Origin of the sequence: Kaistella polysaccharea, from assembly GCF_020410745.1 — a bacterium.
GTDB lineage: Bacteria > Bacteroidota > Bacteroidia > Flavobacteriales > Weeksellaceae > Kaistella > Kaistella polysaccharea.
Map to the genome: position 1 here is coordinate 2071375 of NZ_CP084528.1, position 18356 is coordinate 2089730.

Sequence of the window (18356 nt, forward strand, 5' to 3'; positions counted from 1 at the left end):
CATTTGACTATGTCGAATGTCAAGTGATTATTTTCTCATGGCAGACATTTCCGCCTTCTGCTCCCTCCCGATTTTACATCGGAATCCGTTCAAGTCGGGCTGCAGATTATTTCCCAGAATTAAAAGTATTTGGCATTACTCATTACTGATTAAGAAATCAACCACCAACGCGTTTCGTTTTGTAACCCATTTCTTTTAGGATTACCATAATTTTATCACGGTTATCGCCTTGAATAATAATAATTCCATCTTTTTCAGATCCACCAATTCCTAAAGTAGTTTTAATTTTTTTTGAAATCTTTTTCAGGTCTTCGTCGCTTCCTTCAAAACCCTCAACTAAAGTAACAGGTTTCCCGTGTCTCCCTTTCTTTTCAAACTTACAAGTGAGCGGTTCCTTCTGCACGAACTTTTCTACTGGCATTTCAAAATCCTGTTCTTCGTGGTCGGGGAATATATTTTTCAGTTGATCTCTTAAATCCATCAAACAAAATTAATGAATTTTATCTTCTATACTGTTCGTCATCTATTATTTTCCACACATATACATTTTATAAACAGTACAAAACACAATTTGTAAATCATAAAAAAATCTTAAAACTTCCGTTTGGTTCGTTTAGTTCAGAACTAATTTGTAGTTTTGCAAATTAATTTTAAGGTAGACAATGAAAATCGATAAAGATGTTTTTCGCGAAATGGTTAAATTTTATGGAGAAGCTTTCCATTTACCGCCACTTGCTGCGAAAATTTATGCTTATTTAATTTTTGATTTTGATAGAAAAGGAGTTTCATTTGATGAATTTGTAGAAATATTTGCGGCCAGTAAAAGCTCAGTTTCCTCAAATCTAAATCTGCTTTTAAATCTAAATATCATTAATGACTTCAATAAAATTGACGAAAGAAAACGGTTTTTCGTCATGAATGAACATTATATGAAAATACGTTTCGAGGAAATTATTGATAAAATGGAGCGTGAATTATTAATTTTAGATAACCTCAAAAAATTTCGAAATACCAATTGCGAGGTTGCTCTTCAAAAATTTAATATCTACACCAATTTATTTCAGAAGAATATTTCTAACATCAAAGAAACGCTAGATCAACTTTAATATAGCAAAATACCAACTTTACTTAAACATTTTTTAAGAAAGAAAAATAATAAAATTAAGTTCATGAAAAATAAAATTATCCTGCTATCTTTTTCTGCATTGTCGGTTTTGTCCTGCAAGAAGAAAGATGAGAGACCGGCGCAAGGTCCGAAAGTAGTTTCTACAGTAATGGTAGAAAACAGAAATGTTGTTGGTTACGTAACTTTCCCAGCGAGTATTGAAGGACGTGTAAATAACGATGTTCGTGCGAAGATGCAAGGTTACGTTACCCAAGTTCTGGTAGATGAAGGACAATATGTGAAGAAAGGGCAGCCACTTTTCCGCTTAGAAACCAATTCATTAAATCAATCTGCAAATGCAGCGAGAGCTGGAGTGGGTGCAGCGCGTTCCAGTGTCTCCGCCTCAGAAGCTAATGTGAAAGCGGCGCAAGCTGCAGTTAATGCAGCCCAGGTTGAGGTGAACAAGCTTCGTCCTTTGGTAGAAAAAAATATCATCAGCAGTGTTCAGTTGCAAACAGCTCAGGCAAATTTAGCGAAAGCGCAGGCGCAGGTTTCTCAAGCAATTGCAGGGAGACAGCAGGCAAGCGCCGGAGTTGCACAGGCACAGGCGAATTTCCAGGGTGTTCAAGCTAATATTGATTACTCCGTTATTCGAGCGCCTATCTCAGGAACGGTTGGTAAAATTAATTTTAGAAATGGGAGTTTAGTTGGTCCAGGAGATCCAATGCCAATATCCACCGTTTCTGATACAAGCGAATTGTACGTTTATTTTTCAATGAATGAAAAAGAGTATTTGGATTTTCTAAAAACGTCCAAAGGAGCAACTGTTCCTGAAAAATTAAAGAATATGCCTCCTGTGGAATTGTTATTGGCAAACGGTGATGTATATGGGGAGAAAGGATATGTGAAAGCAGTCACGGGACAAATTGATGCAGCAACTGGAAGCATTCAGTTTCGTGTTTCTTTCCCGAACCCTAATAAACTGTTGAGCAACGGGAACAGTGGAACAGTCAGAATCCCGGTGACTTATGACAATGCGTTGGTGGTACCGGAAAGTGCAACAATTGAGCAGCAAGGTTTGGTTTACATTTATAAAGTAAAACAAGATACGGCAAAAAGCACTGTCATTAAAGTCGTTGATCGAGTAAACAATATGGTTGTCATCAAAGAAGGTGCAGAAAAAGGAGATGTAGTTGTGGCAGAAGGTATTGGAACGATAAAATCCGGAACCGCTGTAAAACCTCAACCGAAAAAGTTTGACGATATCATTAATGCTATAAAACCGATTTTCTAAAAGATGGTTAAAAAATTTATAAACAGACCGGTTTTATCTACCGTAATTTCCATCATGATTGTTGTTTTGGGAATACTCGGATTGATCTCTTTGCCGGTCACTCAGTATCCTGATATTGCACCACCAACGGTGCGAATATCTGCCAATTATACCGGTGCTAATGCGCAGACGGTAATGAACAGTGTAATTATTCCAATTGAAGAACAAGTGAATGGAGTTGAAGGAATGGATTATATTTCTTCTTCTGCGGGAAATAATGGGTCCGCTTCAATTCAAATATTCTTTAAACAAGGAATTGATCCCGATATCGCTGCGGTAAATGTTCAGAATCAAGTTCAACGGGCAATTCCGCTTCTTCCTTCCGAGGTTACAAGATCTGGAGTTCAGGTAAGTAAACAGCAAACCAGTGCTTTGATGTTTTTGAGTTTCTACACGTCGAACCCGCAGTTGGATGAGGTTTGGCTACAGAATTATATGAACATTAATATCATCCCAGAATTAAAAAGGGTAAATGGTGTTGGTGATGCCCAGGTTTTTGGAGGAAAAAATTATGCCATGAGAATTTGGCTTGATCCAGCAAAAATGGCTGCCTATGGTTTAGAACCTACTGAAGTTTCTGCTGCGATCAATGAGCAATCAAGAGAAGCTGCTGCCGGAGCATTAGGTGAAAACAGTGGGAGTTCTTTTCAATACATTATTACATACAAAGGAAAATATAATGATGTTGATCAATTCGAAAATATTATTTTGCGGGCACTCGGTAATGGGGAATATCTTCGTTTAAAAGATGTTGCAGAAATCAAATTGGATTCTCAATCTTATGCCGGAATTGGGGAAAGTAATGGGAACCGATCCATCTCGATGGGGATTTTCCAAACTCCAGGTTCTAATGCGCAGGAAATTATTACCAATATTAAGACTTTGTTGAAGGAAACTGAGAAAACTTTACCAGAAGGAATTGGGTATAATATTAATTTTGATACTAATGAATTTTTAGAGGCTTCAATCGCAAAAGTAGTGACTACTTTATTAGAAGCCTTCGTATTAGTATTTTTAGTAGTATTTTTATTTTTACAAGATTTTAGATCGACCTTAATTCCAGCGATTGCAGTTCCGGTTTCGATAGTCGGTACTTTCTTCTTCCTGAATTTATTCGGTTACTCGATTAACTTATTGACGCTATTTGCTTTGGTTCTTGCCATCGGGATTGTGGTTGATGATGCGATTGTAGTAGTAGAAGCTGTTCATGCGAAAATGGAAGGCGGCATTACAGATGCGAAAAAAGCAACTGTCGAAGCCATGGACGAAATTACGGGTGCAATTATCTCTATTACTTTGGTAATGGCGGCAGTATTTATTCCGGTAACTTTCTTAACAGGTCCAACAGGAGTTTTCTACCAACAATTTGGAATTACCTTAATTATTGCGATTTTAATTTCAGCGGTAAATGCCTTAACGTTGAGTCCGGTGCTTTGTGCGATGTTTTTAAAACCGCCCGCGCATCATTCCAAAGAGTATGCGAGCATGAATTTCATGCAAAAGTTCTTCTCTAAATTTAATGCAGGTTTTAATGCAGGAACGAAAAAATATGGACAATCATTTCATTTTATTTTAAGAAATAAATGGGTAAGCTTATTGGTCATTTTTGCTGCCGGAGCAGTTACTTTCTGGTGGGCAAGTTCTACCATGCCTACAGGATTTATTCCGAAAGAAGACCGTGGGATTTTGTTTACAGATGTACAACTTCCGCCCGGAGCTTCCTTAGAACGAACCTATAATATTTTATCAGATCTTCAAAAAGAAGCACGGAAAATTCCAGGTGTTCAAAACGTAACGTATACCGCAAGTCGTGGTTTTATGTCCGGTTCTGGATCTAATGTTGGTCAAGCTTTTATTAAATTAAAGCCTTTTGATGAACGCGGGAAAGCCGATGGACAAAGTATCGATGAAATCACAGGAAGGTTATTTGGAATCACCAGTAAATATCCAGATGCAAAAATCATTTTCTTCTCTCCACCAAGTGTACCTGGTTTTGGGAGTAGTGATGGTTTCTCCACTGTTTTGTTGGATAAATCAGGCGGAGATATTTCAGAACTCAATAAAGTGACGCAAAGTTTTGTCGGTGCATTGATGCAGAGACCAGAAATTCAGTTTGCTTCAACTTCATTTAATACCAACTATCCTCAGTATCAGATGGTCGTTAATACACCTCGTGCGAAAGAAAGTGGAGTATCATTAAATGCGATTTTGAGCACCATGCAAGGGTATATCGGAGGAATTTATTCGTCAGATTTTACTAAATATGGAAAACAGTTCAGGGTAATGATTCAAGCTTTGCCAGATGATCGAAAATCGCCGGAAAGTTTAAATTCAATTTTCGTGAAAACAGCTTCTGGAGCGATGGCGCCAATATCGCAATTTGTGACCCTCGAAAAAAGTTTTGGACCTCAGTCCTTGGAACGTTATAACCTCTTTACTTCTGTAGGAATCAATGGTTCCAGTAATCCTGGTTTTTCCACAGGTGATGCTATTAAAGCGGTTCAGGAAGTTGCGGCCGAAAATTTACCAGCTAATTATGATGTTGAGTTTACAGGCTTAACGAAAGAAGAAATGAAAGCTGGATCTCAGACTTATATCGTATTTTTATTAAGTTTCCTGTTTGTTTACTTTATTCTGGCGGCTCAATATGAAAGTTATTTATTGCCTTTCTCGGTGATACTTTCCCTTCCTTTAGGAGTAATTGGAGCTTTTTTCGGTCAGCGGATTTTCGGCTTGGAGAATAATATTTATTTCCAGATTGCGATTATTATGTTGATTGGATTGCTTGCCAAAAATGCAATTTTGATCGTAGAGTTTGCGGTACAGCGGCGTCTACATGGTGAATCAATTGCAATGTCTGCAATTAATGCTGCTAAAGCGAGGTTACGTCCGATTTTGATGACTTCATTTGCGTTTATCTTCGGTATGATTCCTTTGATTTTTGCGACAGGGATTGGATCGGTCGGTAACCGTTCAATTGCCACGGGTGCAGCTACAGGTTTATTAATAGGTACTTTCTTCGGTTTGGTAGCAATCCCTGTATTGTATGTAATATTCCAATACTTGCAAGAAAAAGTGGTGCCTTTAAAGGAAAAGGAAATCAATCTTTCCGAATAATTGAAAGTCAAAAACTTTTATGAAAATTAAAAAAATGAATAAATATTTCAATATAAAAATACTTTCGATTGTCTTTTCAGCGTTCGTTCTTACCTCTTGTATGACTCGCGAAAAGTACGAAAGACCGACCGAAGTGATTAATGAAAATCTTTTCCGTACCGATTTGTTGCCGAAAGATTCTACAAGTATGGCGACTATTTCGTGGCGAGAAATTTTCACAGATCCGGTTTTACAGAAACACATTGCGAAAGCATTGGACAATAATTTAGATGTAAGAGTCGCATTGCAAAACATCAGTGCGGCAGATTCTTATTTAAAGCAAAGTAAAGCAGCCTATTTGCCAACGCTTTCTGCAGGTCCGAATTATACCTTCCAAACACAGTCTTTAAATACGCAGTCGGGCCAATTAATGTCGGCTCGAAAATATGGAAATCAGTTTGATGTTTCTGCAAATATTGGTTGGGAAGCTGATATTTGGGGGAAATTGAGAGCTCAGGAAAAAGCTGAATTTGCCAACTATTTAGGCACAGTTTCTGCGCACCAAGCCGTGAAAAGTGATTTGGTTGCCAGCGTTGCTTCCGCTTACTATCAGTTGTTGACTTTTGATGATCAGAAGAAAATCATTAATGAAACAATTGCTTTAAGAAAGAAAAATTTGGAAACGACGTCGGCTTTGAAAGATGCCGGAACAGTAACCGAAGTTGCGGTACAGCAAAGTGAAGCTTTGGTTTTCAATGCAGAATCTTTATTAATAAGTATTGATGTTCAAATCGGGTTGCTCGAAAATACCATCAGTTTATTGATGGGTGAGCCTTCGCACGCAATTGAGCGCACGACAATTGCCGCTCAGAAAATGCCGATAAGTTTAGATCTCGGTTATCCTGCCAATTTGTTGGCAAACCGCCCTGATGTGAAAGTTGCAGAATACCGTTTGATGAATGCTTTCGAAATGACCAACGCTGCGAAAGCCAACTTTTATCCAACTTTGAGATTGACCGGAAGTGGTGGAATTGTATCTGGAGATATAGATCAATTATTCAGTGTGAATTCACTTTTTGCCAATGTTGTTGCGGGTTTAGCCCAACCAATTTTAAATAAAAGACAAATTAGAACGCAATATGAAGTAAGTTTAGCGAACAAAGAAATCGCTTATCTTAATTTTAGAAGATCAGTTTTAACCGCCGGAAAAGAAGTTTCTGATGCTTTGAAAATCTATCAATCACAAGACAGTTTCATCGGCTTAAAAAGAAAAGAAATGGAGGCTTACAAAAACTCCGTTGAATATTCTCAGGAGTTGGTGAATTATGGCTTGGCAAACTACTTAGAAGTGATCAACGCCAGTGTAAATCAGTTGAATGCTGAGTTAAATATTTCTAATGCAGAATATTCTAAGTTAGATGCAGGAATCGAATTATACCGCGCTCTTGGTGGCGGCTGGAGATAATAAAAGTATTTTCGAATATCATTAAAAAATCTCTTTCAATTTATTGGAAGAGATTTTTTATGAATAAATTTCTACAGGAAATTCTAAATTTGATGGAAAATTAGCGGATATATATTTCAGTTAAGATTTTTTTAATCAGAAATTTCCAAATAATTTATACTAGATATCTATTCTTGATTTTTAATAATAGGAGCAAGTTCTTTTTTTAATTCTTCAAATTCTTCTTTACTCAACATATCAACTTCCATCAATTCTTTTGCCTCTTTTAATTTTGCAATAGCCTCTTCTCTAGTCATTTTTCTATTTTTCAAATGAATTTCGCCAGATTCTATTGCTAGTTCGGCATCCATTACACTTAAGTATTTATTAATACCAAACGCTCTACCGTTTATCTCCCCTAAAACCATAACAACATATAAAGGTTTCTTTTTACTACCTCTATGATATGTCTTTAGTTCATTTATAATAACAGTTGTATTTTTAAGGTTGTTATCGGCCATTATTGGTGCGTCACCATTCATAGCACTCATTATACTACCAAATCCAGCGGGTCTCCCCATTTGTATAAATTCGTAAGTTTTTTTTGATGTACTTCTGGATTGTCCTACACCTCCTCTTAGATTTGTTCCATAACTCCCAGCATATGTTTTGGTGCTTACTTCTTGAGAGGACGGCATTCCTAAAATTAATGTGTCGCCGATTTTAACGCTATTTTTATTAGCTGTTGTATATTGTTTTACTTCGGCACCATTGTTAACTGTGCTAAAAAAGTTTATGTCTTGTGTGTTCTCGTGAGTTAATACTTCAATTTTTTCTTGAGCATTAATAGTGATAATTGAGAAGATAATAAATAATAGGATAGATGTTTTTTTCATAATTGTTAATTAATAGTTTTGTAATAGTATTTATATTTTGTTTAATGATTCACTCTTTCATATAGAATATCTAACATTCAGATGGTTTATACGATGATTTTAACATTTTATTGAAAATTCAAATATAACAATTAAATCGATGTTTTATAAACGCCTATTAAAAAAACATAATCCAACTTTAGCAGGGATTTTTTACATATTATTCTTTTAAATAACTTTCTGGTTTCTACAATTTAAGCGTATCGTGGAATGATTCGAAAATCTATAACTTTCAGATTTTTGCAGTAGGATAATTGTAGAGATAGCATTAATTCTCTAGATTAATGGAAAGCCTTTCCGACCGTAATTTTAGTGCATAATAAAACGAAAAAGCTTTGCGCCTTTGCGTTAAAAAAATTACAAATATTTAAAAAATTCCCACATCACAATTCCACCGCACACAGAAACGTTCAAAGAATGCTTTGTTCCCAACTGCGGAATTTCCAGGAAAGTATCATAATGCGAAAGCGCTTCATCGCTCAACCCATCTACTTCATTTCCTAAAACCAAAGCGTACTTTTCCACCTTATTAATGGGGTAATCTGTGATCACCTGCGAATTGCTTGTCTGCTCAATTCCTATAATTTTAAAGTTTTCATCCTTTAAATTTTGAAGCGCTACAGCGATGTCTTTTTCATAAACCCAATCTACACTTTCGGTGGCACCCAAAGCAGCTTTATGGATTTCCCGATGTGGCGGTTGTGGCGTAATTCCACACAGTACCACTTTTTCTATTAAGAAAGCATCAGCCGTTCTGAAAATCGCGCCTACATTGTGCATGCTTCGAACATTGTCTAAGACAACAACCAACGGTGTTTTTTTGGTTTGTTTAAAGGTTTCAACATCGATTCTCCCTAATTCTTCCAGTTTCAGTTTCTTTGTGGATGACATTTTCGTATTTTTGGCAAAAGTAAGGTTTTTAAAACCCTTTTTTATAAATTCCTCAAAATCAAAAATCCCGTGGCTAAAAAAGAAACTCCCTTAATGACGCAGTACAATACCATCAAGGCGAAATATCCTGATGCGCTTTTGCTGTTTCGTGTTGGAGATTTCTACGAGACTTTTGGGACGGATGCGATCCGAACGTCCCAGATTTTAGGAATTGTTTTGACCAAAAGAGCCAATGGCGAAGGTCATATCGAACTTGCCGGATTTCCGCATCATTCTGTAGATACGTATTTGCCAAAACTCGTGAGAGCCGGGCTTCGTGTAGCGATCTGTGATCAGCTGGAAGATCCAAAAGGGGTGAAAGGAATTGTAAAACGCGGCGTAACCGAATTGGTAACTCCCGGTGTAACTTTCAACGAACAGGTTTTAACTTCGAAGAAAAATAATTTTTTACTTTCTATTCATAAAGTAAAAGAGAAATACGGTTTGGCTTTGGTCGATGTTTCCACAGGCGAGTTTCTGACTTCAGAAGGAAATCTGGAGCAACTGCTTCATATCGTCGGAACTTTTGATCCGAGTGAAATCATTTACCAGCGAACGACCGAACTTCCTACTCAACTGAAAAATCGAAATTATTTTAAATTAGAAGACTGGGCTTTTCAATACAATTACGGGTATGAAAAACTGACGAATCATTTCAAAACAAATTCCTTAAAAGGTTTCGGAATTGAAGATTTGAAATTAGGAATTACGGCAGCCGGAGCAATTTTCGCCTATTTAGTTGAAGATACGCATCATACACTCTTACAGCATATTACCAAGATAAAACTCATTCCGAAAGATGATTATCTGATGATGGATCATTTCACTTTACGAAATTTAGAAATCGTTTATTCAAGCAGCCAGCAAGGCAAGTCATTACTCGATATTGTTGACAAAACTTCAACTCCGATGGGCGGAAGATTGTTGCGCAGAAGATTAATTCTCCCATTAAAATCCGTCAACGAAATCAACAGAAGATTAGATTTAATTGAATTTTTTAATAAAGAAGAAAATCTAAAATATGAGATTTTACAATTATTAAAAACGATTTCTGATTTGGACCGTTTGATGGGGAAATTAGCTTCTGAAAAAATTTCACCGAAAGAACTCGGTTACCTTCGCCAGAGCTTAGTGAATATAAGAGAAATTAAAGAATTACTTCATGCTCACGATCAAATTTTGACTTGGTTATCGCCTTTAATTAATTTGGATGAACTTATTGAATATTTAATTAATTATTTGAATGATGAACTTCCGGTAAATATTTCAAAAGGAAACGTCATTAAAACCGGTATTTCAGAAGAACTAGATCATCTGCGCGGACTTCAAACGAAAGGAAAGGGTTTCCTGGATGAAATGTGTGACCGTGAAGTGAAGCGCACTGGAATAACGAGTTTGAAAATAAGTTTTAACAATGTTTTCGGCTATTTTATCGAAGTTAGAAACTCTCATAAAGATAAAGTTCCCCAAGATTGGATACGCAAGCAAACCTTGGTGAATGCTGAAAGATACATCACTGAAGAACTGAAAGAATATGAAGAGCAAATTCTTGGCGCGGAAGAAAAGATTTCAAAAATTGAACATCTTCTTTACCGAAAGGTTTGCGAAAATGTGATGATCTACATTGATCAAATTCAAGAGAATTCTAAAATTATTGCTGAATTGGATTGTGGTGTTGGATTATCTGAACTCGCAGTTTCTGAATCTTACACGAAGCCAGTTTTAAATGAAGGTTTTGAAATTGATCTGAAAGAAGCGCGTCATCCGATTATTGAAAACGCTTTGCCGTTAGGTGAAAAATACATTCCGAATGATTTGTATTTATCTAAAGATTCGCAGCAAATTATTATGGTGACAGGTCCTAATATGGCGGGTAAGTCAGCGATTCTAAGACAAACTGCCATCATTTGTTTAATGGCTCAAATCGGAAGTTTTGTTCCGGCAAAACATGCTGAAATTGGAATTTTAGATAAAATATTTACCAGAGTTGGAGCGTCGGATAATATTTCTTCCGGCGAATCGACTTTCATGGTGGAAATGAATGAAGCCGCCAATATTTTAAATAATATTTCTGAGCGCAGTTTAATTTTATTAGACGAGATCGGGCGTGGAACTTCTACGTACGACGGAGTTTCGATTGCGTGGGCAATTGCAGAATATTTGCATCAACATCCAACGAAGGCGAAAACTTTATTTGCGACCCATTACCACGAACTCAATGAAATGACCGTCAATTTTGAAAGGATCAAAAATTTCCATGTTTCTATTCAGGAACATAAAGGAAGTATTATTTTTCTACGAAAATTATTGTCTGGAGGAAGTGAACACAGTTTCGGAATCCACGTCGCTAAGTTGGCGGGAATGCCTGCGAAAGTAGTAAATCGCGCGAATGAAGTCTTGAAAACTTTAGAAAAAAGCCGTTCTCAAAGCGGTTCCAAAAATTCTGCAAAAGCGATTACGGATGAAAGTCTGCAACTTTCTTTCTTTCAGTTGGATGATCCTGTTTTAGAAAATATCCGGGAAGAATTACTGAAGATTGACATCAATACTTTGACACCGATTGAAGCGTTGATGAAACTGAACTCGATTAAGAAAATGATTGGGCGATAATTGAGAATTTAAATAAAATCAATTTATCCGAAATTCTGTAATTCAACCAATTTTCTGTAAGTCCCATTTTTATCAAATAATTCCTGATGCGAACCTTGTTCCACGATAATTCCACGTTCCATGACAACGATCCAGTCGGCCTTTTGAATGGTTGAAAGTCGGTGCGCAATCACAAGTGAAGTTCGGTTTTCCATCATTTTTTCTAAAGCATCCTGCACGAATCTTTCGCTTTCGGTATCCAAAGCAGAAGTTGCTTCATCCAGAATCATAATCGGTGGATTCTTCAGAACGGCTCTGGCAATAGAGACTCTTTGTTTTTGTCCGCCCGACAATTTATTTCCATCGTCGCCGATATTGGTGTAATATTTTTCCGGAAGCTGATTTATAAATTCGTGAGCGTTCGCAATTTTCGCGGCTGCAATTACTTCTTCTTCAGAAGCATCGGGTTTCCCCATCAAAATATTATTGAAAACAGAATCATTAAATAAAACAGATTCCTGAGTGACCATTCCCAGTAGATTCCGGTAATCGGTTACTTTTAGATTTTTAATGTTTTGTCCGTCAACCAGTATTTCTCCTTCCGAAACGTCATAAAATCGCGCTAATAAATTGGCAATCGTTGTTTTTCCGGAACCTGATTGGCCGACTAATGCGATGGTTTTTCCCTTCGGAATTGTTAGATTGAAATTTTTAAGAATGACATTGTCTTTATCGTAGAAAAAACCGATGTTTTTAAATTCTATTTTTTCTCTTAAAGTTGAGATTGAAATAGGATTTTCGATTTCATCAATCTTTAGATCGTAATCCAAAACTTCGGAAACCCGATCTAAACTCGCCATTCCTCCTTGAATATTAGATATGGCACTTGATAATTTCTTCGCCGGATCTAATATTTGGAAGAATATTCCAATAAAAACCAGAAAAGTTTCTGGCTCCATTGTTTGTTCATTCAGAATTTGAACGCCCGCAAACCAGGTGATAATTAAGATGGTAACCGATCCTAAAAACTCACTCATCGGAGAAGCCATTTCCCGACGGCGACTCATTCCTATCGCGTATTTCTGCCAATTATCGGTGGTAGAATTAAATCGATTCTTTAGAATTTTATCCGCATTAAATATTTTAATGACTTTTGAAGATTTCAAAGTTTCATCAACCAGAGAAAACAAATTTCCCAGTTCTTCCTGTGCGGCAGTCGCCTGTCTTTTTAAACTTTTTCCAACCCACGCAATTAATCCGCCCATTACGGGAAAAACCAATAACGAAAACAAAGTGAGCTGAGGCGAAAGCACAAATAAGGTAATTAAGGAAGTGATGATCATGAAAGGCGAGTTGATGACATCCACCAAACTGCCCATAATGCCACTTTCTACACTTCCGATATCGTTTGAAATGCGAGACATCATATCGCCTTTTCGTTTTTCGGTAAAGAAGGAGACGGGTAATTTTAAGAATTTATTGTACATCGCAGTTCGCAAATCCTTTGTAATTCCCACACGGTAATTCACCAAAAGGTATGCTCCCAGATACCGGAAAATATTTCGAAGTAAAAAAGCCGTCGCGGTAATTGCACAAAGAATCGCTAAAACTCTTACTGAGCCATATTGATCGATATAAGTTTGAATGGTATAGTACGCCCAATCTTTTGCATATCCGAAAAAATCAACAATACGTCCGGAGTTGACCGGTGGTTTTGAAGTGTCGATTTTTTCCACGGTGCCAAACATTAATCCTAAAATAGGCAACATGGTTGCTACTGAAAAGATATTCAAAACGGAATACATGATATTAAAAAAGATGCTTGCGAAAAGAAACCTCTGATGAGGTTTTGCAAAAAAGAAAATGCGTTGAAATGGTTTCATTCACTAAATTAAGGAGCAAAATTACGGAATTTAGAATTACGCAAATTAAAAAAGAATACACTCTGTATTGCTATAAAAAAAACAGCCCAAAAAGGGCTGTTTCACTCAAAAAAAATCGTTGTACGTTTAACGGAGTCTGTCAACAGATTTTACGAGCCGATCGTCTTTCCGAATAAATACGTTTGCAATCAATAAAAAAACAATTGCTAAAAGTGGAAAGAGTGGCTCAATACCCTTCTCAGGAAAATTAATTCCTCCGGGTAAAGTAAGTATCCAATACGCCAATAAACCGAGCAACAAAGCGTTTATATAAATGCTGATGTTATTCAGCAATATTTGTCTTTTGCGGTCTTTAAAGCTTAAAATGCTAATAAATCCAAATAGTACCAATACTACACAAACTACAGATATAAAAGGAATGGGGCCGAAAAGCGAAAAGTCCTGTCCTGTAACAAATAGGAAAACGGCGCCTAAAATCGCTAAAAATATCCATACGGTCTGTATTCTCTGCAACATATGATGTGATTCTGCCTACAAAAATAACAATAATTTTTTGCATTATTAAAAATAAAACGTAGATTTGCATTCATAACGACCTATTAAAGAAAAGTCGCCCGACTTAACTTTCTTACTTACACTTACTTATAACTTACATTTTTGCGTAACATTTATGTTCAATATTGAAACGTTAAGGTCTAAATCGGATTCTGATTTGACCAAAATCACCAGTGATCTGGGCGTTAAAGTTGCTAAAAGTAGCAATGAGAACGATAAAATTTTTGCTATTCTGGACTTTCAAGCTTCCAATACAAAAGTGGCAAAAGATTATTTTAACGCGACAGAAACCCCTATGAATACAGAAGAACCTAAACAACCAGCACCCAAAAAACCGGTAGTAAAAAAAGCTGTGCCTAAAAAGAAGGCAGAAGCACCTACCGAGGAAGTGGTGAATATTCCTGTAAAAATGGAAAATGCTCCGGCAGATCCGGTTGTTGAAAAACAGCAAGAGGGAGAACGGGTAAAACCTGATAATTCAAAAGAAAATGCACCGAATCAGCAACGTCAAAAGCGACAACGCGTGGCACCTGCAAAAAAACAGGAAAATGCGGAAGATACGGTGAAAGAAGAAGTTCAGGAAAAGGAAAAACCAGCTGAACTTCAGCCGGAAACTCCAAAAAACCCGAACCAAAATCCCCAGGCGAAGCAGGGTGGAAATCCCAATCAAAATAAGAATCCACAACAGCAGCATAAGAATCCGAATCAAAATCCGAATCAAAATAAAAATCAGCACAGAAACCAAAATGGGGATTCCCAGGAAGAAAATTCTAAAAAAGAATTTAATTTCGATGGTTTAGTAACTATTGAGGGTGTTTTGGAAATTTTGCCGGATAATTACGGTTTCTTACGTTCTTCAGATTTCTCCTATATTTCTTCTCCCGACGATGTTTATGTGTCAACAAATCAGATTAGAAATTATGCTTTAAAAACTGGAGATACCGTACGAGGAATCGTGAGGTTACCAAAAGAAGGAGAGAAATATTTCTCCCTGTTAAAGCCAACCGAAGTGAATGGGAGAGACCTTGAATTTATTAAAGATCGAGTTGCCTTCGAATTTTTAACACCACTTTTTCCGGAAGAAAAATTTAATCTTACAGGGAAAAACGCAACGCCATCAACGCGGATCGTAGATTTATTTACACCGATTGGAAAAGGTCAACGTGCAATGATTGTCGCACAACCGAAAACAGGTAAAACAATGTTGTTGAAGGAAATTGCAAATTCAATTTCTGCCAACCATCCCGAGGCTTATATGATGATTTTACTCATCGATGAAAGACCGGAAGAAGTTACCGATATGGAAAGAAGTGTAAATGCTGAAGTAATTGCATCTACCTTTGATGAACCTGCTGACAAACATGTAAAAGTCGCGAACTTGGTTCTGTCTAAAGCCCAAAGAATGGTAGAATGTGGCCATGATGTTGTAATCCTTTTGGATTCAATTACGCGTCTCGCCCGAGCTTACAATACCGTAACTCCAGCGTCTGGTAAGATTCTTTCTGGTGGTGTTGATGCTAATGCGCTTCATAAACCAAAGCGATTTTTTGGTGCCGCAAGAAATATTGAAGGTGGTGGTTCTCTAACAATTATTGCAACAGCTTTAATTGATACAGGTTCTAAAATGGACGAAGTTATTTTTGAAGAATTTAAGGGAACCGGTAATATGGAACTTCAATTGGATAGAAAAATCGCCAATAAAAGAATTTACCCAGCAATCGATCTTACATCTTCTAGTACGAGAAGAGATGATTTACTTCTTGAAGATACTGTTCAACAACGAATGTGGATTTTACGTAAATATCTCGCAGATATGAATCCTGTAGAAGCCATGGAGTTTGTAAACAAAAGCATCAAAAACACTTTAAACAATGAAGAGTTTTTAATGTCGATGAACAGATAATATAGGTCGGGAGATTTTTAAAATATAGATAAAACCATTCTTTGTAGGATGGTTTTTTTATTTTTAGCAATGTTAAAGATTTATTAAAGGATGTTGCTTTTTTGTAATTGGTCTAAATAATCATTAAATTTGGATATAACATTTAAATCAAAATATTATGGCATTCGAATTACCGAAATTAGGATTTGCGTACGACGCATTAGAACCAACCATTGATGCGAAAACAATGGAGATTCATTATACAAAACACCATCAAGGTTACGTAGATAATTTAAATAAAGCAGTTGCGGGCACAGACTTGGAAAACAAATCGATTGAAGAAGTTTGTAAAACAGGCACTGATAAAGCTGCAGTTAGAAATAATGGTGGTGGACATTTTAACCACTCCCTTTTCTGGGAAATTCTTACACCAGGCGGAAGCAAAGAACCTGTTGGGAATGTAAAAGCTGCCCTAGAAACTTATGGTGGATTTGATAAATTTAAAACAGATTTTACCGAAGCTGCGAAAACAAGATTTGGTTCTGGTTGGGCTTGGCTTTGCAAAAAAGACGATGGCTCACTGGCTGTTTGTTCTTCACCAAATCAAGATAATCCACTGATGCCTGTTGCAGATTGCCAGGGAACTCCAGTGTTAGGATTAGATGTTTGGGAACATGCATATTATCTGCATTATCAAAACAGAAGACCTGATTATGTAACTTCTTTTTTTGATGTGATCAACTGGGATAAAGTTGAAGAAAGATTTAATAAATAGTCGTTTTACTTTAAAAACAAAAAAAGTTCAGAAATTTCTGAACTTTTTTTTGTTTTAGTTTGTTAGCGCATATCCAGCTGACTGAGACCGTTGAGCTTTAAGCCATATTTCCAACGTACAAATGCGAATACTTGATAAAGCTTGTACTCATATTTAAATCCATATTTGATGTTCGGATCATAATCAATAGAAGATTCAATAATGTTTGGGTATCGGCCAGAGAAATAATAAGAATTCCATTCGCTGGCTAAAAATGTATTTTTACTTTTCAAATACGATTCAGAATACATGCTCATCGGTCGCGCAATAGCGTTGAGAAAATAAGTGAACTGACTGTCAATAACATCAAGTTCATATTCGCCCTCTTCATTTTGTTGTGCCTGTATTACGGGCTTTTCAGTAGTGTCAGCAGTTTTTGACTGTGGGGCACAGCTTACCGCAAAAAGTAAAATGCTGATCAAAAGAGTAATTTTTTTCATGACAACTTTTTCTAATATGAGCAAATTTACAGCCAAAAAAAACCGTTTCGAAAAACGGCTTTTATTTTTAGGATTATTGAACTTCGCGTTGAAGGACCACAAATGCTGGAAAGTGGTCACTGTATCCGCCAGTAAAAGAATCTCCATTCCACGAGCGGAAAGGATAACCTTTCCAATTTCCTTCTTTATTAATGAGATAGGAAGGCGCAAATATTTCGGTTTTATAAACAGAATACTCCTTCCCAACTTGATCAGAAATTACATTTCCGGTCACGATGATTTGGTCAAATAAGTTTGGTGCATCCTGATATGCCAAGGAAGCAACTCCCTTTTTATATAGAGGATACATTAGATTTAAATAAGGCGTTTCTGGACTTAAATCTTTTGGACTAAGAACTGCTTTTAAGTAATTTTTTAAACTTGAACTTACAGGATCATCGTTGAAATCACCCATCGCAAACAATTTTGTGCTTGGGTCCTTTAAGCGGATGCTATCCATTTGCTGTTTCAAGACAACTGCCGCTGCATTTCTTTTTGGTAAAGAGCGCGCTTCGCCACCACTTCGTGACGGCCAGTGATTCATGAAAACTGCTATTTTTTCGTTATCTAAAAACCCCGTAGCTACTAATATGTTACGCGTGTAGGATCTTTTACCATCATTGAAAATTTTTATTTCCTTTTTTAGAGAATTGGTTGGTGTGAATCTTCTTTTCTGATAAATTAACGCTACATCAATCCCTCTCGCATCGTAAGAATTATAGTGAATGATTCCGTAATCATATTTGGCTAAAAGTGGATGTTTAATAAGATCTTCTATAACCTGACGGTTTTCAACTTCAATTAATCCTACAATTACGGGAGCGGTTTTGGTGTATTGAGCGCCCATTTCTGAAATCACGCGTGCTTCATTGGCAATTTTCTGATTGTAATTTTTAGTATTCCAGTTTTTAGCACTGTTGTAAGTGAATTCATCTGCTAAAATCTGGTGACGTATTACTTTTTTACCTTTCAAAAGTTCGTTTCGCCATTCGCCACGGTAAACTTCCGTGGTGTCCAGAAGTTTCAAGGAGTCCAAGGGAACACTTCTGTGAAACGCCGGATTGCTTACTTCTTTAGTTCCGTCAATATAATCTGCGGAGGCTATCGTATCAAAAAGATTTTCTACATTCAAAAACCCAATAGTCGCCACTTTTCTCAGTTGACCTTTTTGTTGGGCAAAGGAAAAGCATACAATCATTAGGAATAAAAAACCGGTAATTTTTTTCATTTTATTTCAAATATTTATATAGTGCGAAGGTAGTAATAAAATATTTTTTATTATACTCAATTTTGTGAACTGCCAATTCTTAT

The 18356-nt window shown here is 36.6% G+C and carries 14 protein-coding genes; 7 read left to right on the forward strand and 7 right to left on the reverse strand.

Annotated elements, in window-relative coordinates; genetic code table 11:
- Positions 1-157: 157 nt before the first annotated feature.
- Positions 158-481 (reverse strand): translation initiation factor, encoded by a 324-nt coding sequence (locus tag LC814_RS09720; protein WP_226063737.1) that lies wholly within the window; start codon positions 479-481, stop codon positions 158-160.
- Positions 482-662: 181 nt separating this feature from the next.
- On the opposite strand from LC814_RS09720, the gene LC814_RS09725 reads away from it, so the two are divergent.
- The 4 genes from LC814_RS09725 to LC814_RS09740 all read left to right on the forward strand — a co-directional run bounded on the left by LC814_RS09725 (position 663) and on the right by LC814_RS09740 (position 6999).
- On the forward strand, positions 663-1106 hold the full coding sequence (locus LC814_RS09725; RefSeq protein ID WP_226063738.1) for a transcriptional regulator: 444 nt from the start codon (positions 663-665) through the stop codon (positions 1104-1106).
- 63 nt (positions 1107-1169) lie between these two features.
- Complete coding sequence (locus tag LC814_RS09730) at positions 1170-2399, forward strand: efflux RND transporter periplasmic adaptor subunit (RefSeq protein ID WP_226063739.1); 1230 nt, start codon at positions 1170-1172, stop codon at positions 2397-2399.
- A gap of 3 nt (positions 2400-2402) precedes the next feature.
- Complete coding sequence (locus tag LC814_RS09735) at positions 2403-5555, forward strand: efflux RND transporter permease subunit (protein WP_226063740.1); 3153 nt, start codon at positions 2403-2405, stop codon at positions 5553-5555.
- A gap of 19 nt (positions 5556-5574) precedes the next feature.
- On the forward strand, positions 5575-6999 hold the full coding sequence (locus tag LC814_RS09740) for an efflux transporter outer membrane subunit (protein WP_375373395.1): 1425 nt from the start codon (positions 5575-5577) through the stop codon (positions 6997-6999).
- A gap of 167 nt (positions 7000-7166) precedes the next feature.
- On the opposite strand, the gene LC814_RS09745 is transcribed toward LC814_RS09740, so the two are convergent.
- Together LC814_RS09745 and LC814_RS09750 are read right to left on the reverse strand one after the other, a co-directional pair.
- A complete protein-coding gene (locus LC814_RS09745) occupies positions 7167-7874 on the reverse strand; it encodes a hypothetical protein (RefSeq protein WP_226063741.1) in 708 nt (235 codons plus the stop codon).
- A 396-nt stretch (positions 7875-8270) separates the two neighbouring features.
- Positions 8271-8804: an RNA methyltransferase gene (locus tag LC814_RS09750; RefSeq protein ID WP_226063742.1), complete on the reverse strand. Its 534-nt coding sequence runs from the start codon at positions 8802-8804 to the stop codon at positions 8271-8273.
- Between the two features lie 93 nt (positions 8805-8897).
- Here LC814_RS09750 and mutS point away from each other — a divergent pair, with 93 nt between their 5' ends.
- Positions 8898-11453 carry a DNA mismatch repair protein MutS gene (mutS, locus tag LC814_RS09755; protein WP_226065815.1) on the forward strand — a complete coding sequence of 852 codons (2556 nt, stop codon included), beginning with the start codon at positions 8898-8900 and terminating at the stop codon, positions 11451-11453.
- A 23-nt stretch (positions 11454-11476) separates the two neighbouring features.
- Here the strand turns inward: mutS and LC814_RS09760 are convergent, their stop codons facing one another.
- Entirely contained in the window at positions 11477-13315 is a 1839-nt protein-coding gene (locus LC814_RS09760) for an ABC transporter ATP-binding protein (RefSeq protein WP_226063743.1), read from the reverse strand.
- A 126-nt stretch (positions 13316-13441) separates the two neighbouring features.
- On the reverse strand, positions 13442-13831 hold the full coding sequence (locus LC814_RS09765) for a DUF4293 family protein (protein ID WP_226063744.1): 390 nt from the start codon (positions 13829-13831) through the stop codon (positions 13442-13444).
- Between the two features lie 154 nt (positions 13832-13985).
- Here LC814_RS09765 and rho point away from each other — a divergent pair, with 154 nt between their 5' ends.
- Positions 13986-15773 (forward strand): transcription termination factor Rho, encoded by a 1788-nt coding sequence (rho, locus tag LC814_RS09770; protein ID WP_226063745.1) that lies wholly within the window; start codon positions 13986-13988, stop codon positions 15771-15773.
- A 157-nt stretch (positions 15774-15930) separates the two neighbouring features.
- Positions 15931-16527 (forward strand): superoxide dismutase, encoded by a 597-nt coding sequence (locus LC814_RS09775; RefSeq protein ID WP_226063746.1) that lies wholly within the window; start codon positions 15931-15933, stop codon positions 16525-16527.
- A gap of 62 nt (positions 16528-16589) precedes the next feature.
- On the opposite strand, the gene LC814_RS09780 is transcribed toward LC814_RS09775, so the two are convergent.
- Together LC814_RS09780 and LC814_RS09785 are read right to left on the reverse strand one after the other, a co-directional pair.
- Positions 16590-17006 carry a DUF6146 family protein gene (locus tag LC814_RS09780; RefSeq protein WP_226063747.1) on the reverse strand — a complete coding sequence of 139 codons (417 nt, stop codon included), beginning with the start codon at positions 17004-17006 and terminating at the stop codon, positions 16590-16592.
- Between the two features lie 73 nt (positions 17007-17079).
- On the reverse strand, positions 17080-18273 hold the full coding sequence (locus LC814_RS09785) for an endonuclease/exonuclease/phosphatase family protein (RefSeq protein WP_226063748.1): 1194 nt from the start codon (positions 18271-18273) through the stop codon (positions 17080-17082).
- Positions 18274-18356: the final 83 nt, after the last annotated feature.